The organism is Brevundimonas sp. NPDC058933 (genome assembly GCF_049315965.1).
Lineage (GTDB): Bacteria > Pseudomonadota > Alphaproteobacteria > Caulobacterales > Caulobacteraceae > Brevundimonas.
Window position 1 is genome coordinate 452,630 of the sequence record NZ_JBMOSL010000001.1, and the last position, 21,115, is coordinate 473,744.

General features: G+C 66.2%; 19 protein-coding genes. 9 read left to right on the forward strand and 10 right to left on the reverse strand.

Annotated features, from left to right (window positions below):
- Positions 1 to 35: 35 nt before the first annotated feature.
- The 7 genes from bamA to lpxB are packed head-to-tail and all read left to right on the forward strand — an operon-like array spanning position 36 to position 7,337.
- On the forward strand, positions 36 to 2,435 hold the full coding sequence (gene bamA / locus ACOZBP_RS02185; protein WP_422674818.1) for an outer membrane protein assembly factor BamA: 2,400 nt from the start codon (positions 36 to 38) through the stop codon (positions 2,433 to 2,435).
- 32 nt (positions 2,436 to 2,467) lie between these two features.
- The gene (locus ACOZBP_RS02190; RefSeq protein WP_422674819.1) at positions 2,468 to 3,052 is read left to right on the forward strand and encodes an OmpH family outer membrane protein; all 585 of its coding nucleotides are present in this window, start codon (positions 2,468 to 2,470) and stop codon (positions 3,050 to 3,052) included.
- An 8-nt stretch (positions 3,053 to 3,060) separates the two neighbouring features.
- Positions 3,061 to 4,080, forward strand: coding sequence for a UDP-3-O-(3-hydroxymyristoyl)glucosamine N-acyltransferase (gene lpxD / locus ACOZBP_RS02195; protein WP_422674820.1), 1,020 nt, complete (start codon positions 3,061 to 3,063; stop codon positions 4,078 to 4,080).
- A complete protein-coding gene (gene fabZ, locus ACOZBP_RS02200) occupies positions 4,077 to 4,541 on the forward strand; it encodes a 3-hydroxyacyl-ACP dehydratase FabZ (RefSeq protein ID WP_422674821.1) in 465 nt (154 codons plus the stop codon). The genes lpxD and fabZ overlap by 4 nt, the downstream gene beginning before the upstream one ends.
- On the forward strand, positions 4,538 to 5,326 hold the full coding sequence (gene lpxA, locus ACOZBP_RS02205; RefSeq protein ID WP_422674823.1) for an acyl-ACP--UDP-N-acetylglucosamine O-acyltransferase: 789 nt from the start codon (positions 4,538 to 4,540) through the stop codon (positions 5,324 to 5,326). Before fabZ ends, lpxA begins: the two co-directional genes overlap by 4 nt.
- Positions 5,323 to 6,174 carry a UDP-2,3-diacylglucosamine diphosphatase gene (lpxI, locus tag ACOZBP_RS02210; protein ID WP_422674824.1) on the forward strand — a complete coding sequence of 284 codons (852 nt, stop codon included), beginning with the start codon at positions 5,323 to 5,325 and terminating at the stop codon, positions 6,172 to 6,174. Before lpxA ends, lpxI begins: the two co-directional genes overlap by 4 nt.
- Positions 6,171 to 7,337 carry a lipid-A-disaccharide synthase gene (gene lpxB / locus ACOZBP_RS02215; protein WP_422674825.1) on the forward strand — a complete coding sequence of 389 codons (1,167 nt, stop codon included), beginning with the start codon at positions 6,171 to 6,173 and terminating at the stop codon, positions 7,335 to 7,337. The genes lpxI and lpxB overlap by 4 nt, the downstream gene beginning before the upstream one ends.
- Before the next feature lie 75 nt (positions 7,338 to 7,412).
- Here lpxB and ACOZBP_RS02220 read toward each other — a convergent pair whose 3' ends face one another.
- From ACOZBP_RS02220 to gltX, 3 genes are all read right to left on the reverse strand, one after another.
- Complete coding sequence (locus ACOZBP_RS02220) at positions 7,413 to 7,583, reverse strand: hypothetical protein (RefSeq protein WP_422674826.1); 171 nt, start codon at positions 7,581 to 7,583, stop codon at positions 7,413 to 7,415.
- 135 nt (positions 7,584 to 7,718) lie between these two features.
- Positions 7,719 to 9,020: a citrate synthase gene (gene gltA, locus ACOZBP_RS02225; RefSeq protein WP_422674827.1), complete on the reverse strand. Its 1,302-nt coding sequence runs from the start codon at positions 9,018 to 9,020 to the stop codon at positions 7,719 to 7,721.
- Between the two features lie 65 nt (positions 9,021 to 9,085).
- The gene (gltX, locus tag ACOZBP_RS02230; protein WP_422674828.1) at positions 9,086 to 10,501 is read right to left on the reverse strand and encodes a glutamate--tRNA ligase; all 1,416 of its coding nucleotides are present in this window, start codon (positions 10,499 to 10,501) and stop codon (positions 9,086 to 9,088) included.
- Between the two features lie 79 nt (positions 10,502 to 10,580).
- Here gltX and ACOZBP_RS02235 point away from each other — a divergent pair, with 79 nt between their 5' ends.
- The gene (locus ACOZBP_RS02235) at positions 10,581 to 12,674 is read left to right on the forward strand and encodes a ComEC/Rec2 family competence protein (protein ID WP_422674829.1); all 2,094 of its coding nucleotides are present in this window, start codon (positions 10,581 to 10,583) and stop codon (positions 12,672 to 12,674) included.
- On the opposite strand, the gene lexA is transcribed toward ACOZBP_RS02235, so the two are convergent.
- From lexA to ACOZBP_RS02260, 5 genes are all read right to left on the reverse strand, one after another.
- Entirely contained in the window at positions 12,655 to 13,347 is a 693-nt protein-coding gene (gene lexA / locus ACOZBP_RS02240) for a transcriptional repressor LexA (RefSeq protein ID WP_422674830.1), read from the reverse strand. The genes ACOZBP_RS02235 and lexA overlap by 20 nt on opposite strands.
- A gap of 275 nt (positions 13,348 to 13,622) precedes the next feature.
- Positions 13,623 to 14,123, reverse strand: coding sequence for a hypothetical protein (locus tag ACOZBP_RS02245; protein ID WP_422674831.1), 501 nt, complete (start codon positions 14,121 to 14,123; stop codon positions 13,623 to 13,625).
- 711 nt (positions 14,124 to 14,834) lie between these two features.
- Positions 14,835 to 15,632: an indole-3-glycerol phosphate synthase TrpC gene (trpC, locus tag ACOZBP_RS02250; RefSeq protein WP_422674833.1), complete on the reverse strand. Its 798-nt coding sequence runs from the start codon at positions 15,630 to 15,632 to the stop codon at positions 14,835 to 14,837.
- The gene (gene trpD / locus ACOZBP_RS02255; RefSeq protein WP_422674834.1) at positions 15,629 to 16,663 is read right to left on the reverse strand and encodes an anthranilate phosphoribosyltransferase; all 1,035 of its coding nucleotides are present in this window, start codon (positions 16,661 to 16,663) and stop codon (positions 15,629 to 15,631) included. The genes trpC and trpD overlap by 4 nt, the downstream gene beginning before the upstream one ends.
- Positions 16,664 to 16,667: 4 nt before the next feature.
- Positions 16,668 to 17,258: an anthranilate synthase component II gene (locus ACOZBP_RS02260; protein WP_422674836.1), complete on the reverse strand. Its 591-nt coding sequence runs from the start codon at positions 17,256 to 17,258 to the stop codon at positions 16,668 to 16,670.
- Between the two features lie 118 nt (positions 17,259 to 17,376).
- Between ACOZBP_RS02260 and ACOZBP_RS02265 the strand changes: the two genes are divergently transcribed.
- The gene (locus ACOZBP_RS02265) at positions 17,377 to 17,556 is read left to right on the forward strand and encodes a hypothetical protein (protein WP_422675473.1); all 180 of its coding nucleotides are present in this window, start codon (positions 17,377 to 17,379) and stop codon (positions 17,554 to 17,556) included.
- Here the strand turns inward: ACOZBP_RS02265 and trpE are convergent.
- Positions 17,553 to 19,094, reverse strand: coding sequence for an anthranilate synthase component I (gene trpE / locus ACOZBP_RS02270; protein ID WP_422674837.1), 1,542 nt, complete (start codon positions 19,092 to 19,094; stop codon positions 17,553 to 17,555). The two genes, ACOZBP_RS02265 and trpE, sit on opposite strands and share 4 nt — an antisense overlap.
- Entirely contained in the window at positions 19,091 to 21,019 is a 1,929-nt protein-coding gene (locus ACOZBP_RS02275) for a peptidyl-prolyl cis-trans isomerase (RefSeq protein ID WP_422674838.1), read from the reverse strand. Before ACOZBP_RS02275 ends, trpE begins: the two co-directional genes overlap by 4 nt.
- Between the last annotated feature and the right edge of the window lie 96 nt (positions 21,020 to 21,115).

Here is a 21,115-nt window from a genome sequence, read left to right on the forward strand (position 1 = left end):
TGGTTCCCCGAATGATTCAGAACGACAGTCGCCTTATGATCCGAACCCGTGGCCGTATCCTTGGACCCAGCGCACTGGCGTTGGCCGTCGCCGCCGGCCTGGCCGGTCCGGCCCTCGCGCAGGCGACGCCTGCTGCAGCGCCGGCCGCCGCCCAGCAGGATCCGCAAGTGGTCGTCACGGCTCCGGCCGAAGACCGCGCTGTGGTCAATCGTATTCTTGTGCGCGGCAACCAGCGCATCGACCAGACAACGGTCCTGTCCTATCTGCCGATCCAGCCGGGCGACACGATCGATGCGGCCGTGATTGACGTGGCTGTGAGAACCCTTTCGCGAACCAATCTGTTCGCCAACGTGCAACTGGGCCTGCAACCCAACGGCGATCTGATTGTCGAGATCGCGGAAAACCCGATCATCAACCAGGTGACGTTCGAGGGGAACAAGGCGCTTGCACTGAAGAAGTTGCAGGACGAGGTCACGATCAAGCCGCGCGGCATCTACACCCGTGCGCGCGTGCAGGAAGATGTCGGCAAGATTGTCGAACTGTACCGGCTGTCGGGTCGCATCTCGGCCACCGTCACGCCGAAGCTGGTGCAACTGGATCAGAACCGCGTCGATGTCGTTTTCGAGATTGATGAGGGGCCCGAGACCGGCGTCGCCGCCATCACCTTCCTGGGCAATACAGCCTTCTCAGACAGCGATCTGCGTGAGGTCATGGTCACCAAGCAGTCCAGCTGGTGGCGCCTGTTCAGCTCCAATGACAACTACGACCCCAACCGGCTGGACTACGACCGCGAGCAGCTGCGGAAGTTCTACACCAACCGCGGCTACTACGACTTCCGTATCCTGTCGTCGGTGGCGGAACTGAAGCCGGACAGCAGTGCATTCGGGATGACGCTGACGCTGGACGAGGGCGACCGCTATACCTTTGGCGAGGTGAAGGTCGTCACTGAAAACGATCGCCTGAACGCCGACTTCCTGCAGCGGCTTCTGCCGATCCGTTCGGGTGATCTGTATGAGAGTGATCGTATCGAGAGCGCGGTCGACACCCTGACGTTCGCTGCCGGGTCGGCAGGCTACGCCTTTGTCGAGATCAACCCGAGCTATCGCGCCAATCCCGAAACCGACAAGGTCGATATCACCTTCAATATCAAGGAAGGGCAGCGCGTCTATATCGACCGGATTAACGTGGTCGGAAATACGCGAACCCTGGATTCAGTGATCCGTCGGGAGTTGATGGTGGGTGAAGGCGACGCCTTCAACCGCTCGCTGGTGGAACGCTCGCGCAATAACCTGCGGGCGCTGGGCTTCTTCAAGGACGTCAAGATCGAAGAAACGCGCGGCAGCGCGCCCGATCGTTCGATCGTCAACGTCACCGTTGAAGAGCAGCCGACGGGCGAGCTTTCTGTCGGCGCGGGCTTCAGCTCGGTCGACTCCTTCGTGCTGAATCTGGGCATCACGGAGCGCAACTTCCGGGGACGGGGCCAGAATGTCGTGGCCCGTGCAGAATGGGGCTCCCTGCGTCAACAGATCGACTTCCGCTTTACCGAGCCGAAGTTCCTGGGACGGGACCTGCGCGCCGGTTTCGACCTGTTCCACACCCGCTATGACCTGAGCGAATACTCCTCCTACGACTATCGCTCGACCGGCGGCGGCTTGCGCCTCAGCTATCCGTTGAACGGCTATTCCTCTTTCAGCGTCCGCTACTTCCTGAAATCGGACGAGGTCATCATTCCGTCGGGCTACTGCAACGGCACCGGATCTTCGGCGCTGTGTGATCAGGCGGGGGAATTCCTGAACTCGTCTGCCGGCTATACGCTGCTGGTCAACCGCACCAACGACCCGGTTCGCCCGACGCGCGGCTGGTCGGCCTCGCTGAGGCAGGACTTCGCCGGCATCGGCGGTGACGTGAACTATCTGAAAACCGAGGCGGACGCCTCCTGGTACTATGGCTTCAGCCCCAACTGGGTTGTCAGCCTGCAAGGCTCCACCGGCTATGTTTCCGGCTGGAACGGCGATCCGATCCGGATCAATGATCGCTTCTTCAAGGGCGGCAACACCTTCCGCGGCTTTGAAACCGCGGGCATGGGCGCGCGCGATCTGACCACGACCGACGCCTTGGGGGGCAACTTCTACGCCATCGGCACGGTTGAACTGACGGTGCCCAACTATCTGCCCGATGAATATGGCATCAAGACCTCTCTGTTTGCCGATTTCGGCACGCTGGGTATGTTGGACGACCGCTATCAGATCGACACTGTCACGGGTCAGCCGAACCCCAACATTGTCGACAATCTGGCTCTACGAGCGGCGGCTGGCGTCAGCATTCACTGGCGTTCGCCGATGGGTCCGATCCGCTTCGACCTGTCCAAGGTTCTGTCGCAGGAAGACTACGACAAGACCGAAACCTTCCGCTTCTCCACCTCGACCCAGTTCTAACCGCAGCCTTCCAGACTGCTCAAAGGTTCAAGATGAAACTGTTCGCCATCGGCGCATTCGCCATTGCTTCGCTCGCCGCTTCGTCGGCTCTGGCTCAATCGCAAGGCCCCGCCAACCCCGGCCCGGTAATCCCCGGCGTCTGCGTCTATTTCAACCAGCAGGCGCTGGCCCAATCGACCGTCGGCCAGGCCGTGCAGACCCGCATGGAGCAACTGGCGCAGGAAGTTCAGGGCGAAATCTCGCCCTATGCCCAGCAGTTGCAAACCGAGTATCAGGCTCTGCAAACGGGCGCCTCGACCATACCGGCTGACCAACTGGCTCAGCGTCGCCAGGCGCTGCAACAGCGCGCTCAGGAAGCGCAGCAGTTGGAACAGACCCGTGACGCCGAACTTCGCTATACCTTGGGTGAGCAACGTAAGAAGATTTCGGAAGCCATCGAGCCGATCCTGGTCGCCGTCTATCAGGAGAAGGGCTGCGGCATCCTGGTCGACCGTGAAAGCGTCTTCATCATGAACCCGACCATGGACGTGACGCCGCTGGTCATCCAGCGTCTGAACACGGCCCTGCCGACTCTCAGCTTCAACCGTATGCCGGTTCCGGCTCAGCCGCAGTCGTAAGACGGGCCATGCCCGATCCGAGGTTCTTTCAGACCCTGTCGCCCCTGACGGTCGCCGTCCTCGCCGAGAAAATCGGCGGCGAGGTGGTCCGGGGCGGCGAGGTCGTCATCTCGGCCGTCGCGCCCCTGTCCACTGCGGACCGGGGCGCGATTGCGTTTCTGGGCGACCGGAAGTTTGCGGCGGCCCTGGCTGAAACCCGCGCGGGATGCGTCATTGTCCCGGCCTCGGCGGTGGAAGCGGCGCCGCCGGGAGCAGCGGTGATCGTGTCCAGCGAGGCTCAGGCCGCCTGGGCGCGGGCTTCCGCCCTGCTGCACCGGCCGCTGCGGCTGGACCGCGCGACTAGCGCAGCTGAGGCCGCCGAGGACGACAGCGTCGTGATCGAGCCAGGCGTGGTCTTGGGCGAAGGGGTCCGCGTCGGACGCGGCACGCGGATCGGCGCCAATACGGTCATCGGCCCCGGTGTCCAGATCGGCCGCGATTGCTTGATCAGCGCTGGCGTCACCGTCGGCTTCGCCCTGCTTGGCGACCGTGTGAAGCTGCTGGCGGGCGCGCGCATCGGAGAGGCGGGTTTCGGCGCTGCCGGATCCAAGGCGGGCCCGGTGGATATTCCTCAGCTGGGGCGGGTGATCCTGCAGGACGGGGTTACCGTTGGGGCCAACTCCTGCATTGATCGCGGCGCCTATGACGACACGGTCATCGGCGAGAACACCAAGATCGATAACCTGGTCATGATAGGCCACAACTGCGTCATCGGCCGCAACAACCTTATGGCGGCCCACACCGGCATCTCCGGTTCTGTCACCAGCGGCGACAACTGCATCTTCGGCGGCCGGGCGGGCGTGGGCGACCACATCACCATCGGCGAAGGCGCACGCGTCGCGGCCGGCGGCGGCGTTCTGGCGGATATTCCGCCGGGTGAGATCTGGTCCGGCTATCCCGCCAAGCCGCTTCGCCAGTTCTTGCGCGAGACGGTATGGCTGTCCAAAGAGGCGTCCCGGAAGAAGGGCGCGAAGGAATCGAAAGAATGAGCGAAGACAACAAGATCGACTACGCCGAAGTCATGCGGCGTCTGCCGCACCGCTATCCCTTTCTGCTGGTCGATAAGGCCGAGGATTTCGTGGCCGCGACCTCCATCGTCGGCATCAAGAACGTCACGCACAACGAACCCTTCTTCCCCGGTCACTTCCCGATCGATCCGGTCATGCCGGGCGTCCTGATCGTCGAGGCCATGGCCCAGACGGGCGCCCTGCTGATGTCCAAGTCGCTGGATGTGGCCGTGGCCGACAAGGTCATCATGTTCATGTCGATCGACGGCGTGCGCTTCCGGAAGCCCGCCCGTCCCGGCGACCAGCTGCGCATGGAGGTCAAGGTGATCCGCGCGCGGGGCGATGCCTACAAGTTCCGGGGCGAGACCTTCATTGACGGAAAGCTGGCCGCCGAGGCCGAGTTCATGGCCATGGTCGTGACTGTGGCGGAGCCCGCCGCGTGACCATCCACCCGACCGCCGTGGTCGACGCCTCGGCCCGGATTGCCGACGGCGTCGCGATCGGCCCCTGGTGCATCGTCGGGCCGGGCGTGATCCTGGCCGACGGCGTCACGCTGGTCAGCCATGTGGTGGTCCAGCAGGACACGAGCGTCGGTGCGCGGACGGTCATCCATCCCTTCGCCGTCATCGGCGGCGACCCGCAGCACAATGGCTACAGGGGCGAGCCGGTGCGGCTGGAGATCGGCGCGGACAACGTCATCCGCGAGCACGCCACCTTCAACCGGGGCACGCCGCAGGGCACGGGCGTGACGCGCGTCGGTTCGAACGGCCTGTTCATGACCGGGGCCCACGTGGGCCATGACTGCGTCGTAGGCGACCATGTCGTCATGGCCAACAACGCCACCCTGGGCGGCCATGCCCGGATAGGCGACAAGGTCTTCCTGGGCGGCCTGTGCGCCGTGCACCAGAACGGCCGGGTGGGGCAGGGCGCCATCGTCGGCGGTCTGGCCGCCGTCACGCGCGATGTCATTCCCTACGGCTCGGCCTGGGGCAACCACGCCAGCCTCCACGGCCTCAACCTGATCGGGCTGAAGCGCAAGGGCTATGGCAAGGACGCGGTGCGCCGCCTGCTGGCCGCCTATCGCGACCTGTTCGAGGGCGCGGGCGTCTTCGCCGAGCGTCTGAGCCGGGTCGAGGCGGCCTATATCGACCTGCCCGAGATCATGGAGATCGTCGCCTTCATCCGCGACGGCGCGAAGCGACCGCTCTGTCTGCCGGACGCGCAGTGATTTCGGCGCCCAAGCTGGCCTTGATCGCGGGCGGCGGCGATCTACCCGCCAAGATCGCGGCGCGATGCGAGGCCGAAGGACGGCCGGTCTTCGTCATCCGTCTGACGGGGTTCGCCGACGCCCATCTGGAGCGCTGGCCGGGCGCCGACTTTGGCATGGCCGAGATCGGCCGCATCCTGAAGACGATGAAGGCGGAAGGCTGCGAAGCCGTCTGTCTGGCTGGATATGTGAACCGCCCCGATTTCAAGAACCTGAAGCCCGACTTCAAGGGCGCGACCCTGCTGCCCGGCATCGTGGCGGCGGCGACCAAGGGCGACGACGCCCTGCTGCGCAAGATCCTGTCGGTGTTCGAGGCCGAGGGCTATGCAGTCGAGGGCGCGGACGACATTCTGGGCGGTGAAGCTTTGAGGGCGGGTGCGCTCGGCGCTGTGTCGCCGACAGCGGAGCAACTGGCAGACCTGAAGAAGGCGCTGCACGTCGCTGAAAAATCAGGCGAACTGGATATCGGTCAGGGCGCGGTCGTCTGCGACGGCCTGGTCCTGGCGGTCGAGGCGCAGGAAGGCACGGATGAGATGCTGCGCCGCGTGGCGGGTCTGCCTGCCGACCTGCACGGCGCGCCGGGCGCGCCGAAGGGCGCGCTGGGCAAGGCGCCCAAGCCGATCCAGGATCTGCGCGTCGACATGCCGGTGATCGGACCCCGCACGATCGAACTGGCCGCCGCTGCGGGGTTGGCGGGTATCGGCGGGTTCGCCGGGCGACTGATCATCATCGATCACGAGGCGCTGGTCGAGACGGCTGACCGTCTGGGCCTGTTCGTCTGGGGCGTGGCCGAGGTAGAGAAACCATGAGCCGTCCGTTGAAGATCATGCTGGTCGCCGCCGAGGCTTCGGGCGACGCTCTGGGCGCTGGCTTGGCCCATGCCTTGAAGATGCGGCTGGGCGAGGATATCGCCTTCGTCGGCGTCGGCGGTCCCAAAATGGCGGCCGAGGGCGTGGTCAGCCCGTTCGCCATCGCCGAACTGTCCATCCTGGGCTGGATCGAGGGCCTGAAGGCCTATGGGCTGGTCAAACGCCGGGTGGCCGACACGGTCGCGCTGGCCAAGGCCGAGCGGCCTGACGCCGTCGTCCTGATCGACAGCTGGGGTTTCACCATCCGCGTGGCCAAGGCGCTGCGTCAGGTCCTGCCGGGCGTGCCGCTGATCAAATACGTCGGGCCGCAGGTCTGGGCCTCGCGGCCCGGTCGAGCCAAGACGCTCGCCGCCAGCGTCGATCACCTGCTGTCGCTCTACAGTTTCGACGCGCCGTGGTTCGAGCGCGAGGGTCTGCCGACGACGGTCGTGGGCTCGCAGGCCCTGCACGTCGACATGGCCAGCGCTGACGGCGCGCGCTTCCGCACAGCGCGCGGCATCGCCGCCGACGCGCCCCTGCTGCTGGTCCTGCCGGGCAGTCGGCCCAGCGAGATCACCCGCATGACGCCCGTCTTCGAGGCGACGGTGAAGCGTCTGAAGGCGGTGGACCTGTCGCTGGAGATCGCTGTCGTCGCCGCCGGTACGGTCGCCGCCGATGTGGCCGGCCGCGTCGCCGCCTGGCCGTTCCGCGCCCATCTGGTGCAGGAGGCCGACAAGTACGATGCGATGAAGGCCGCCAACGTCGCGCTGGCCACCAGCGGCACGGTCTCGACCGAACTGGCCTTGGCCGGCGCCCCCATGGTCATCGCCTACAAGATCGACGGGCTCAGCTATATGCTGATGAAGAATCTGGTGACGGCCAGGCACATTACGCTCTTTAACATCGCCGCCGATGACCGCATCGCGCCAGAGTTCATCCAGAACGACGCTACGCCCGAGAAGTTGGCCGAGGCGGTCGGGCGCCTGTTGGCCGACCCGAAGGCCGCAGCCGACCAGGCCGCGGGTCAGACGGCGGCGCTGGACCTGATGGGGCGCGGCGGTCCCGATCCGTCTGAACTGGCGGCGGATGCGGTGTTGCGGGTGATTGCGAATAGGAAGGGCTGAAGGCTCGGCCTGCCTTGTTAGCGTAAACACTAGCCTGTCGGCTTTCCACCCCCGCGCCGACCTCCGGGCGGCCGTTTAGCGGGTCATCCAGGGCTTGTTGGAGCCGGACTTTACGGTAACGGACTGATCGCGCTTCAAGCCGCCTTTTTGCGGCGGGCCCGAGCGGGCCTTTAGTGCTGCCTGTTTGAGGCGCAGCGCGCGTTGGACTGGAGTTTCGGCGGAAGGGGCGTCGTCATGGTCGCTCATCGTGGCTTCCTAGCATGGCTGGCCCGTTCCGCGGAGCAGCGCGAACAAAAAACGCCGGAGCTTCCGCCCCGGCGTTTTTCATTCTTGGCGGGCCGTGATCAGAAGGCTCTGCCTTCTCGACCCGACACGGCCTGGCTAGCCGCGCTGTTCGATCGGCACATAGTCGCGTTGCGTCGGGCCGGTGTAGAGCTGACGCGGGCGACCGATCTTCTGCGAGGGATCGGCCATCATTTCCTGCCACTGCGAGATCCAGCCTACGGTGCGGGCCAGGGCGAACAGGACGGTGAACATGGTGGTGGGGAAGCCCATCGCCGACAGGGTGATGCCGGAATAGAAGTCGACGTTCGGGAACAGCTTGCGCGAGGTGAAGTACTCGTCCGACAGGGCGACGCGTTCCAGTTCCTTGGCGACCAGGAACAGCGGGTCGTTCTCGCGACCCGTGGCCGCCAGCACTTCGTAGGCCGACTGCTGCATGACCTTGGCGCGCGGATCGTAGTTCTTGTACACGCGGTGGCCGAAGCCCATCAGCTTGTACTTCTTGTCCTTAACGCCCTGAATGAACTCAGGAATACGGTCCGGCGTGCCGATTTCCTTGAGCATGTTCAGCGCTTCTTCGTTGGCGCCGCCATGCGACGGCCCCCACAGGCAGGCGATGCCGGCGGCGATACAGGCGAACGGGTTGGCGCCCGACGAACCGGCCAGGCGGACGGTCGAGGTCGAGGCGTTCTGCTCGTGATCGGCGTGCAGGGTGAAGATGCGGTCCATGGCGCGAACCAGCGCCGGGTCGACCACATAGTCCTCGGCCGGAACGGCGAAGCACATGCGCAGGAAGTTCTCGGCGTACGACAGGTCGTTGCGCGGCGAGATGAAGGGCTGGCCGATGTGGTATTTGTAGGCGCGCGCAGCGATCGTCGGCATCTTGGCGATCAGGCGGATGGCCGAGATGTCGCGTTGCACCGGATCATGGATGTCGAGGCTGTCGTGATAGAAGGCCGACAGGGCGCCGACGGTGCCGACCATGATCGACATGGGGTGGGCGTCGCGGCGGAAGCCTTCGAAAAAGCGATCAAACTGTGCATGCAGCATGGTGTGCATGGTGATGCTGTTTTCGAACTTCTCGTACTGGGCGGCGGTCGGGAGTTCGCCGTGCAGCAGCAGATGGCAGACTTCGACGAAGTTGGACTGCGATGCCAGTTGGTCGATCGGATAGCCGCGGTGCAGCAGCACGCCTTCGTCGCCGTCGATGAAGGTCAGGGCGCTTTCGCAGGCCGCCGTCGACGTAAAGCCAGGGTCGAAGGTGAAGGCGCCGGTCGCGCCGTACAGCTTGCGGATGTCGATGACGTCCGGCCCGGTGGAGCCCGCCAGGACAGGAAGTTCGACGTTCTTGTCGCCGTAGGTGAAGGTCGCCGTGCCGGCGGGTTTAGCTTGTTCAGTCATCTAGGCCCCTTATTTTTCTTCGGGCCGGGCGCGGGGAGGCGTCCAGCCTGCATGGTTATGGGTGTTCACTTAGTCTGTTGCAGCGCATCATCCAAGCGCCCGAGACCTTCGTCTCGACCAAGCGCTGCGAGAATTCTTGCTATGTCGGGGGACGCTGATCCCCCGGTCAAGGCGCCTCGCATGGAAGGCCCTATCTTTCCAAAGCCTACGCCTTCTTCTTCGGCAAACGCTTTAAGTTCAGCCTCAAGCGCGAAAACGTCCCAGCTTTGGAAAAGGCGGAGCCGTTCACGGAGTCGTGAAATGCGGTCTGCCCCCTCGCCAGTCAGCAAACCGCGGGTTTTCTCGTCCAGGGTGAGCGGGCGGGCCTTGAGGACGAACTCGGTCTGGGTTGCGAGTTCAAGAGCGGTTTTGGCGCGGTCCTTGACGAAGGGCATGGCGCGCAACAGGCGGGCCTCGTCGTCGGGCTGCAGCGCGCGACCATTGGCCAGATGCGCGTCCAGCGTCAGCTTGGCCAGACGGTCATCGTCGGCCAGCCTGATCCAGTGGGCGTTGACATGGGCCAGCTTGTCGAAGTCGAGGCGGGCGGGAGCCTTGCCGACGCCGGTCAGGTCGAACCATTCCAGCGCCTGTTCGTCGCTGAACAATTCGTCGTCGCCGTGGGCCCAACCCAGACGCGCCAGATAGTTGCGCATGGCCTCGGGCAGATAGCCCATCTCGGCGTATTCGTGCACGGCCTGGGCGCCGTGGCGCTTGGATAGTTTGGCGCCGTCAGGGCCGTGGATCAGCGGGATGTGGGCGAAGGTCGGGCGGGCCCAGCCGAGCGCATCATAGATCAGGCTCTGGCGGGCGGCGTTGTTCAGGTGGTCGTCGCCGCGAATGACGTGGGTCACGCCCATGTCGTGGTCGTCCACCACCACGGCGAGGTTGTAGGTCGGGGCGCCGTCCGAGCGCAGGATGACCAGATCGTCCAGCGATCCCGAATCCCAGCGCACCGCGCCCTGCACCGCGTCCTCGACCAGGACAGCCTGATCCAGCGGGCGACGGAAACGGACGGTGTGGGGCTTGGCCAGATCGTCGACGGTCGGCTCGCGGTCGCGCCAGGGCGAGACGAAGTCCTTGCCCGAGGCCTTGGCCTGATCGCGCAGGGCGCCGGTTTCCTCGGCCGTCAGATAGTCGCGGTAGGCATGGCCCGAGGCCAGCAGCAACTCGGCGACCTCGCGGTGGCGGTCGGCGCGGGCGAACTGGAAAACGGGTTCCTCGTCGCCGAACAGCTCCAGCCAGGACAGGCCGTCGAAGATGGCCTTCACGGCGTCGTCGGTCGAACGCTCGCGGTCCGTGTCCTCGACGCGGATGAGGAACTTCCCACCCCGGCTCTTGGCGTACAGCCAGTTGAATAACGCAGTTCTCGCTCCGCCGATATGCAGGTAGCCTGTAGGCGAGGGAGCGAAGCGGGTGACGACAGTCGAGGAAGGGGAGGTCATAAACAAGGGGTCCGTTGCGGAGGCCCTTATACGCCCGCGCGCGCCAAAGCGAAGCCTTGCCTTAAGGGTTCTTGACGCGGTGCGCGATGAAGTCGCGGCGCAGACGGATCGCTGGCGGTTGTGGGCGCCGGTCTTCTTCGGCGGCGGATGCGCGGCCTATTTCGCCTTGAAGAGCGAACCGGCGACCTGGCCGTTGATCGTGGCGGCGGTGCTGAGTAGCGGGGCCTGGCTGACGGCGCGGCGGTTTGGGCTGGCGAAGCGCTGGACGCTGATCCTGCTGATGCTGGCCTGTCTGTGCGGCGGGGCGGCGGTGGCCAAGCTGAGAACCGAGGCGGTCAGCGGGCCGATTGCACCGGCCCTGGCCGAGCCGACCGTGGTCGAGGCCTGGGTCATGGATGTGGACAGCCCGGGCGAGCGCGGGGCGCGAATCGTCGTGGCCCCGGTGAGGATAAGGGGGCTGGCGCCCGAGGCGACGCCGGTCCGGCTGAGGGCCACCGTACGGGGCGAGCCCCCGGCGCCGGGGACGGCGGTGCGGCTCTACGGCATTCTGAATCCGCCGCCGTCGCCGGCCAGTCCGGGGGCCTATGACTTTGGTCGTAACGCTTATTTCCAAGGGATGGGCGGGACGCTGTTCGCCCTGGGGCAGACGCGGCCCACGGTCCTGCCCGAGCCGCCCTGGCGGGTGCGAATGGCGATGAAGATCAATGCGGCGCGTTATGCCTTGGCGCAGCGCATCGTGGCGCGATTGGGCGAGCGGACGGGCGGGATCGCCGCCGCCATGACCACAGGACACGAGACCTGGATCGGGCGCGAGGATCTGGACGCCATGCGCGATTCCGGGCTGGCGCACATCCTGTCGATCTCGGGCCTGCACATGGCCATAGTCGGGGGCTTCGTCTTCTTCGCCGTGCGGCTGGGCGTCGCGGCCTGGCCATGGCTGGCGCTTAGGGTGTCGGGCAAGAAGGTGGCGGCGGTCGCGGGGCTGATCGCGGTCGGGACCTATCTGGTGGTGTCGGGCGCGCCGCCGCCGGCGGAACGGTCGGCGATCACGGCGTCGATCGCCTTTGTCGCCATCCTGCTGGACCGGCAGGCGGTGACCATGCACGCCCTGGCGGTCGCGGCTTTTGCGGTTCTGTTGCTGCAGCCCGAGGCCATCGTCACGCCCGGGTTCCAGATGTCGTTTGCGGCGACGGCGGCTCTGGTCGCCTTGGTCGAGGTCTGGCCGCGCCGGATCAAGGAGATTTCGGCGCCCTGGCCCATCGTGGCGACGCAGCGGCTGGGAAGCTGGCTGCTGGTGGCCTGCACCGCCAGCCTGGTGGCGGGCATGGCGACGGGGCCGTTCGCCATGCAGCATTTCAACAGGACGGCCGTCTATGGCTTGATCGCCAATCTGGGGACGGCGCCGATTGCGGATTTCATCCTGATGCCGGCGCTGGCGCTGGGGGCGGCGTTGGAGCCGTTGGGGCTGGGCGCGCCCTTCCTTTGGCTGGCGGGCAAGGGGGTGGAGATGATGCTGGCCATCGGCCACTGGACCGCGGGTCTGCCGGGCGCGGTGCAGACGGTGGCGAGCGCCCCGGCGGCGGCTCTGCCTGTGGCCTTCCTCGGCATCCTGTTCATCTGTCTGTGGCGGGGGCGGTTGAGGTGGCTGGGCCTGCCGCTGGCGGCGGCGGTGCTGATCTGGCCGCGCCCGGCGGCGCCGGACCTGTGGATCGGCGATGGAGGGACCAATGCGGCGTTTCATCAGGCAGGGACGGCGGTCGTGGTGCGTCCCGGCGTGCGCCAGTTCGCGGCGGACCTGTGGTCGAGGCGGCGCGGGCTGGAACTGACGCCGCGCGTGGAGGAGGGCTGGACCTGCAAGCGATCCTTCTGCGCGCCGGAAACGAAACAGGCCGGGCCGGTCGCGCTTTGGTGGGGCAAGAGGACGCCGACGGCGGAACAACTGGATAGTCTGTGTCGCTCGGCGGCGGTCGTCAGCAGCCGGGCCGAGCTGGCCTCGCTGCCGCGGTCATGCGCAGGGCGGCTGGTGCTGGACGGCGTGGACTATGGGCGCGGCGGCTCGGTCGAGCTGTGGCGTGTCGACGCGGGCTGGAAGGCGGTGTGGGCCGCTGACGTGCGAGGGCGTAGGCCCTGGACGCGTCAGGCCAATCCCGACTTCAGTGATAGCGGCGGATAAGGCCGACCAGCTTGCCTTGAACCGCGACCTGATCCGAGCCGTAGATCTTGGTCTCGTAGTTGCGGTTGGCGGGCTCCAGGGCGATGGAGGCCCCCTTCTTGCGCAGGCGTTTCAGCGTGGCCTGCTCGCCTTCGACCAAGGCCACGACGATCTCGCCGGACGAGGCGTCGGCGGTCGATTTGATGATGACCATGTCGCCGTTGAGGATGCCGGCCTCGATCATCGAGTCGCCCTCGATCTCGAGCAGATAGTGTTCGCCCGCGCCCAGCATGGCTTCCGGGACCGGATAGCGGGCGGTTTCATGCTCAATGGCGTCGATGGGGGTGCCGGCCGCGATCTTGCCCATCATCGACAGTTCGCGGGTGTCGTTGGCGGGTTCGGCCGTCTTGGGACGACCGCCGCCCTCGATCACGCCGGGCTTGAAGCCCGCGTGGCCGCGCGGCGCGCCCGCCGTGGCCTGTTCCGGCAGCTTGGTCACTTCCAGCGCGCGGGCGCGGTGGGCCAGACGGCGGATGAAGCCGCGTTCCTCCAGCGCCGTGATCAGGCGGTGGATGCCCGACTTGGACGCCAGATCCAGCGCCTCCTTCATCTCGTCGAAGGAGGGCGAGACGCCCGTTTCCTGAATCCGTTCGTGAATGAACATCAGGAGTTCGTGCTGCTTCTTGGTGAGCATGGTCGCAAGGCTTCCAGAACAAGGCGTGAACCGTTGCCGATGTTCTGTAAGTGTTCTTGCTGAATGTCAACTCGACCGCATTCAACTGGCGTGGGCGCTGGAACCCAGTGGTCGGCGGGAGTTCCACCGGCAGGAGGCTTTGCCACTCAAAGCAGTCCCTCTGAACGTCGCATATGGGAGGATTGCAGACATTGGCTCCAAGCCTAAAACCAACCATCCGCGCCCTGGCCCGCAAGCGGGCCTTGCGAACGTCTATGACGGCTGACGATAAGACGCTACCGAACCGGTGTCTCAGTGATTACGGCGGCCAAATCGTCTTCAACATAGCGTTCGAGGTGCCTTCGAACAGGGACGGCGAAACAGGCTTGCCAAGGTTGGCTTTGCACGTAGTGGTCCCAGAACCGTCGACCGACGGGGCTTCGGGCGAAATGTTTTAGCGCCTCCAAATCTGGCACGTAGAGACTTTGCGCTAAAGGCTCGGCGACACAATGGATTGCCTCATCGATCAACGGGCCTGGCGCAGCCCTCACGCGCGCGATGAAGCGATCGGAGAGAAGCGTGTCACGATCATAAGCGTTGGCGTTGCGCTCGCTCAGGACGTCCCCGGCAAACTTGCTCGCAGCAATCTGGAGCCCCCAACTATTTTCCGAAGTGTTCGGATCAGGATTGAAAAGCGCTGAAGCGGCAGATCTCCGCTCAGGCCCCGGATCCTGAGGTAGGGCGGGCGGGATTGAAGGAACCTGAAGGGCTAGAACTGAGACGAGCGCTGCGATCATGGACTGACCGTATCGGCAGCCCCGGATATCATCAACTGGTCTCCCTCCGTCATTGGCCCGGCCAGACCAGACATCCCCGCCCCTGACAGAAAGCGGACCTTCCGCATGTTTGCAACGGGTCGACTGCCACATAGGCATCTGGCCCCAAACCGGGCCTTGGCCCAGCGGCCAAAAAGCGGACGCCCCCAACTTCAGATAGGGGGCGTAAACCGAAGTTCGCTTATGGGTGGGAAGCGGACGTATCAGCCGATAGCCTGCTACCTTCTGGAGATGCGGCATGGACGATCTCGCCAAAAACGCGAAGCTTTGGTGGCACATCAATGGTGCCAACGCCGGTGGCTGCCTAACGACCCTCGGCGTCACTTCGCTCATTCTTTTCTTCGTCCTAATGCTCCTATGGCCAATCGGGCAAAGCACTGCCGTCAGTGGCAAGCTTATTGGCTTTGGAATGAGCGAGACCGAAATGGGTTCATATCGGGTCGCTTACGTTGTGGCTGACGGGGTGCGGGACAGGGTACGTCTTTACCCTTCTGATAGATGCGCTGTGGGCAACAACGTCGATGTTCGCATTGTGAGGCGTCTATGGGGAAAAAGCGTTGTGAGAGGACGAGCAAGCCAGCTTTGCTCATCCTAGAGAAGGCGCGCGGCTGAAAGCCGCAATGTCCGCGACGGGTCGACTGCGGACATTTCCTGCCAAGCCGATATCCGACACTAGCTTAACGACAGCAGGGCCTTCGTCGCCGCTTCCACATCGTCCTGACGCATCAGGCTTTCGCCTACGAGGATGGCTTGGGCGTGGGCGTCGGCGACGCGCTGGACGTCGTCGGGGGTGAAGATGCCGCTTTCGGCCACCAGCAGGGCTTTGACCGGGCTGAGCATGGACAGGCGCTCGGTGGCGTCGAGGTCGACCTCGAAGGTGCGGAGGCTGCGATTGTTGACGCCCACCAGATCGCCGCCCAGCTTGCAGGCGCGGGCCATTTCGGCTTCGTCGTGGGTCTCGATCAGGGCGTCCATGCCGAAGCGCTCGGCCTCGGCCAGCAGGTCGGCGGCCAGGACGTCGTCGACCATGGCCAGGATGATGAGGATGCAGTCGGCGCCCAGGGCGCGGCTCTCGGCCACCTGCCAGGGATCGACCAGGAAGTCCTTGCGCAGGCAAGGCAGGGCGACCGCGTCGCGGGCGGCGGCCAGGAAGGCGTCGTCGCCCTGGAAGCTGGGGCCGTCGGTAAGGACGGACAAGCAGGTCGCGCCGCCGCACGCATAGGCTTTGGCCAGGGCGGGCGGGTCGAAGTCGGCGCGGATCAGGCCCTTGGACGGGCTGGCCTTCTTGATCTCAGCGATCAGGGCGGGGCGGCCCGTTTCCTCGGCGACGCGTTCGAGGGCGGCGCGGAAGCCGCGCGGGGCTGAGGCCTGGGCGGCGAGGGCCTCGATGGCGTCCTGAGAGGTGGCAAGCTTGCGGGCGGCCACGTCTTCGCGCTTGTAGGCGGCGATCTTCGCCAGAACGTCGGTCATGCGGCCTCCGGTTCGATGGGGGTGTTGGTGACGCGCACCAGGGTTTCCAGCGCAGCAGCCGCGCGGCCGTCGTCGATGACGGCGGCGGCCAGTTCGGCGCCCTCACGCAGGTCGGCGGCGCGGTCGGCCACGACCAGGGCGGCGGCGGCGTTCAGCACGACGATATCGCGATAGGGGCCGGGCGCGCCCGCCAGCAGGGTCGTCAGGGCGGCTGCATTATGCTCGGCGTCGCCGCCGCGCAGATCGGCCAGCGTGGCCAGCGGCAGGCCTGCGTCGGCGGGCGTGACGATGAAGCGGCGGACGGCGCCCTCCTTCCACTCGGCCACCTCGGTCGGGCCTGTGGTGGTCAGTTCGTCCAGACCCTGACCGTGGACGGTCCAGGCGCGCCGGGCGCCGAGGCGGCCCAGGACCTCGGCGAGAGGCTTCAGCAGGGCCGGATCATAGACGCCCATGACCTGACGGTTCGCGTGTGCTGGATTACAAAGCGGTCCCAGAAGGTTGAAAACCGTGCGGAAACCGATCTCGGCGCGGACCGGGCCGACGTGACGCATGGCCCCGTGATAGGTGGGAGCGAACAGGAAGGCGATCCCGGCCTGATCCAGGGCGCGGGCCTGTTGCGGGATGGTGGCGTCGAGGTTGACGCCCAGCGCCGCCAGGACGTCGGAGGAGCCAGACTTGGAGCTGATGGCGCGGTTGCCGTGCTTGGCGACCTTGAGCCCCGCGCCCGCCAGAACGAAGGCGGCGGCGGTCGAGACATTATAGGTGTGCTGGCCATCGCCGCCGGTGCCGCAGGTGTCGATCACCTCGTCGAACGGATGATCCAGCGACAGGGCGGCGTCGCGCATGGCGGTGGCGAAGGCCACGATCTCGTCCACCGTTTCGCCGCGGATGCGCAGGGCGGTGACGGCGGCGGCGACCTGGGACGGGGTCGGCTCGCCGCGCAGACAGGCGGAGAAGAAGTCGTGGGCCTCATCCGACGTCAGGACGCGCCCGTCCACCAGCTTGGCCAGCAAAGGCTTGAAACCGTCCATGTCGTCAGACCATAGCCAGGCGCTTGACGCCCGCCAGGTCGAGGAAGTTGGCGATCATGTCGTGGCCGTGTTCGGTGGCGATGGATTCCGGGTGGAACTGCACGCCGTGGATCGGCCGGGCGCGGTGGGCCAGGCCCATGATCTCGCCGTCGGCGGTCCAGGCGGTGACTTCCAGCTCATCCGGCAGGGTTTCGCGACGCACGGCCAGAGAGTGATAGCGGGTGGCGGTGAAGGGCGAGGGCAGGCCGGCGAAGAGGCTGCGGCCCTCATGCTCGATAGGCGAGGTCTTGCCGTGCATCAGCGTCTTGGCGCGAATGACGTCGCCGCCGAAGGCCTGACCGATGGCCTGATGGCCCAGGCAGACGCCGAAGATGGGCATGTCGAGCGGCGCGGTCGTGATCAGGGGCAGGCAGATGCCGGCCTGATCCGGCGCGCAGGGGCCGGGCGACAGCAGCACGGCCTCGGGCTTCAAGGCCCAGGCTTCTTCCACCGTCAGGTCGTCGTTGCGGATGACATGAGTCTGGGCGCCCAGCTCCGCGAGGTAGTGGACCAGGTTGTAGGTAAAGCTGTCGTAGTTATCGACGACGAGGATCATGGCAGGGTTCTTAGGACGGGAGGGATGACGCGCCAAGCGAAGGCGGGAGGAAAGCGGACGTTAAGCTGTCCGCGCGATACAGGAGCATCGCCATCGGAAGAAATCCGTCTTGACCGCCATGAACGCCATCCGCGACGCCCGGGCCATGCTGAACGAGCCGCCCATCGAACAGCCGAAACCGCTACGCCTGCTGGCGGCGGCCGCCTTCGCCGCGACGGCGGCGGTGCTTCTGGCGGGGACCATGGTCGTGGGCCCCCGCGTGTCGTTCGACCAGGGTTCCACGGTTTCCAATCCTTAGATCTTGCCGTCGGCGCCCTGGCCGCGAGTCGTCGCGTTGAATCGCCACGCGTCCTCGGCCGCCTTCATCGGGGCGCGTGCCTTGGCCAGGGTTTCGGCGTATTCGGCCGCAGGATCGCTGTCGGCCACGACGCCGGCGCCGGCCTGAACGAAGATCTTGTTCTGGGCGAACATGGCGGTGCGCAGGACGATGCAGATGTCCGCCTCGCCATTGGCCGAGATATAGCCCACGCCGCCGCCGTAGCCGACGCCGCGCTTCTCGGTTTCCAGTTCGTCGATGATGCTCATGGCGCGAACCTTGGGCGCGCCTGACAGGGTCCCGGCGGGCAGCGCCGCCAGCAGGGTGTCCACCGCATCCAGCCTGGGATCAGCGGCGCCGTGCACGTTGGAGACGATGTGCATGACCTGGCTGTAGCGTTCGACGACGAAGCTTTCCGTCACCTCGACCGAGCCAGGCGATGAGACGCGACCGACGTCGTTGCGGCCCAGGTCGAGCAGCATCAGGTGTTCGGCGCGTTCCTTGGGATCGGCCAGAAGCTCGGCTTCCAGCGCCCGGTCCAGTTCCGGCGTGGCGCCGCGCGGGCGCGTGCCGGCCAAGGGGCGGATAGTGACGCGACCGTCCTTCAGCCGGACCAGAATTTCCGGGCTGGACCCGGCCAGCTGGAAGTCGACGTAGTCGAGAAAGAAGAGATAGGGCGAGGGGTTGCCGCGGCGGAGGGACCGATAGAAGGCGAACGGGTCCTGACTCCACGGCGCCGAGAAGCGGTGGCTGAGGACGACCTGGAAGATGTCGCCCGCCGTGATGTAGTCCTTGGCGCGGGCGACCATGGCGTCGAAGCTCTTGGCGTCGACGGGCGAATGGAAGTCGGGGGCCGGAACCTGATCGGCCTCACGCTGGATCGGCAGAGGGCTGCGCAGCCGGTCCTCGAAGTCGTCCAGACGCGCGACGGCGGCGGTGAAGGCCGTGTCTGCGTCTGCGGCGCCATCGGGATAGGCGGCCGCGATCAAGACGATCTCGTGCTTCACCGAATCGAAGATGGCGACCAGCGACGGCCGGGCCATGACGGCGTCAGGCAGGTTGAGCGGGTCGGGGTTTGCGGGGCCGAGCGGCTCCAGCAGACGCACCATGTCGTAGCCGAAGACGCCGAACAGACCGGCGGCCATCGGCGGCAGGTCGTCCGGCAGGTCGAACCGGGTGGCGGCGATCAGGGCGCGCAGGGATTCCAGCGCGGGCCGGTCTTCGGCGATGAAGCGATCGGACAGGACAGCCTCGCCCCGCGCGGTCTCGGCCTGGCCGTCACGGCAGCGCCAGACCACGTCGGGGGCCAGGGTGACGATCGAATAGCGGCCGTTGACCGCCCCGCCTTCGACCGACTCCAGCAGGCTGGCGTAGGGCCGCCCGTGACCGACCTTGAGAAAGGCCGAAACGGGCGTCTCCAGGTCGTCGATAAGGCGACGCACGACGACCTGGGGGCGGCCTGCGCTCAGGCCAGAGACAAACGCGGCGCGTTCAGCCTCATGTCCGACGCCTGCACTCATTTCTTCGCAGGCGCGGGGGCCGGAGCCGCCGGAGCGGCGGCGGGGGCTTCGATCCCCAGCGCGGCGATGGCGGCCGCCGGGTCGTTCTTGGCCTTCATGCGCGTTGCGGCGGCTGCGAAGCTTTGCTCGACCATGGCGTTGGCCAGCGCCTGGGTCAGGCGCGGGCGGACCTGCTCGACCAGCGGCGCGGCCAGAGCCGGGACGGCGCCGTGGATGGCGTCGACGTGGCCGACCACGAAGCTGGTTTCCGACTGGGCGCCGGTGAAGACCTGGCCCTTGCCCTGACCGAACAGGCCGCGAAGGACGCCTTCGCCCAGTTCGGTCTGGCTGGCCTGGCTCTGCTGGACGCCGGTGCGGGCGGTCAGTTGAGCGCCAGCCGAAGCGGCGACCTTGGCGATGTCCTCGCCAGCGCGGACGCGACCGGCCAGTTCCTCGGCCTTGGCCGACAGACGGCGAGCGTTTTCACGCAGGGTCCATTGCTGGGCCAGCGGCGCGCGGACCTCGGCCAGGGTCGGCAACGAAGCCGGACGAATGTCGTCCACGCGGACGGCGAAGTACTGACCTTCGCCCGCGTCGATGATGTCGCTCTCGCCGCCCTTGGACAGGGAGTAGGCTGACTCGAAAATCTGGCGCGGGGCGTTCAGCGGCTGGCCGTCCGGCAGACGGCCGTCAGCGGTGAAGGGGGGCAGTTGCACGAGGCGGGCGCCAACCAACTGCGCCGCATCGGCCAGGTTTTTCCCTTCCTGACGGGCCTTTTCGTACTTCTCGACCTTGGCGTAGGTTTCGCCCTTCACGTCTTCGGCGCGCAGCTCCTCCACCAGGGCGCTGCGGACGCTTTCCAGAGTTGCAGGCGCTCCGGCGGCGACCGCGGTCACCTTGGCGACGGTGAAGCCCAGACGTCCCTGGATCGGGTTGGAGACCTGGTTGGCGGGCAGGGCGAAGACGGCGGCGCCGACGGCGGGATCACCCAAGGCGCTTTGCGGGGTGTCGTTGTAGCTGCTGACCTCGATCTTGTTGGTTGCAGCGACTTCGGCTGGGGTCTTGCCCGCGCGCAGGTCGGCAGCGACCTTGTCGGCGGCGGCCTTGTTCGGAAGCGTCAGCGTCACAAAGGTGCGCTTCTCGGCGTTCGACAGGGCGGCCTTGCGAAACTCGAAGCGTTCGCGGATGCGTTCTTCGGAGATCGGGGTCGGTTGGCTGCCGGGGCCGGGGTTGAACAGCACGATCGAGATCATGCGGAACTCGGGACGACGCAGTTGAGCTGCGTTTTCATTCAGGAAAGCGGTCAGTTGTGCGTCAGTCGGAGCGGAGGCCGATCCGGCCATCGCCTGCGTCACGGTGAACCAGCGACCGTCGCGGCTCTCCAGCGCCTGGCCCGCCAGAAGCGCGCCATAGATGCGGGGCACGCGGGCGCCGGCGAAGACGGCGGCGCCGAACTGGCTGGCGACATACTGGTCACGCAGGTCCTGCTCCAGCATCGCCGAGGTCATGCCCTGAGCGGCCAGAGCCTGCTCATAGCGATCCTGATCGAACTGGCCTGACACCTGGTTGAAGAAGGCCGGGATCTGGCGGATTTCTTTCAGAACCAGTTCCTTGCCGGGACGGATGCCAGCGTTCCAGGCCCAGGCGAGGAAGCCCATACGCTGCGTCTGGCTTTCCAGGAACTGGGTGTGGATGTTCTCCTTGACCATGTCTTCGAAGGACACGGGGCGGCCGGCCTGCTCTTGCAGATTGTTGCGCACGCGCTCGAAGTCGGCGCGGAACTGCGGCCCGCTGACGCTTCGTTCGCCCGCGTCGATCACATGCTTGGGACCAAAGCTCGAGAAGACATCCGATTGCGCCCCCACAATCAGGAAGCTGAGGATGATCAAGGCGAACAGGCCCGCAGCCCATTTCGACTTGGAGAAGTTGCGGAACAGCGTGATCATCGAGAGAGAACCTGACGAGGGCCGGCGTCAAAGGGGCGCCACGCTCGCCTATAGGGGCAGTCCCTAGGGCGCCGCAAGCGGACGCAACCCAACATC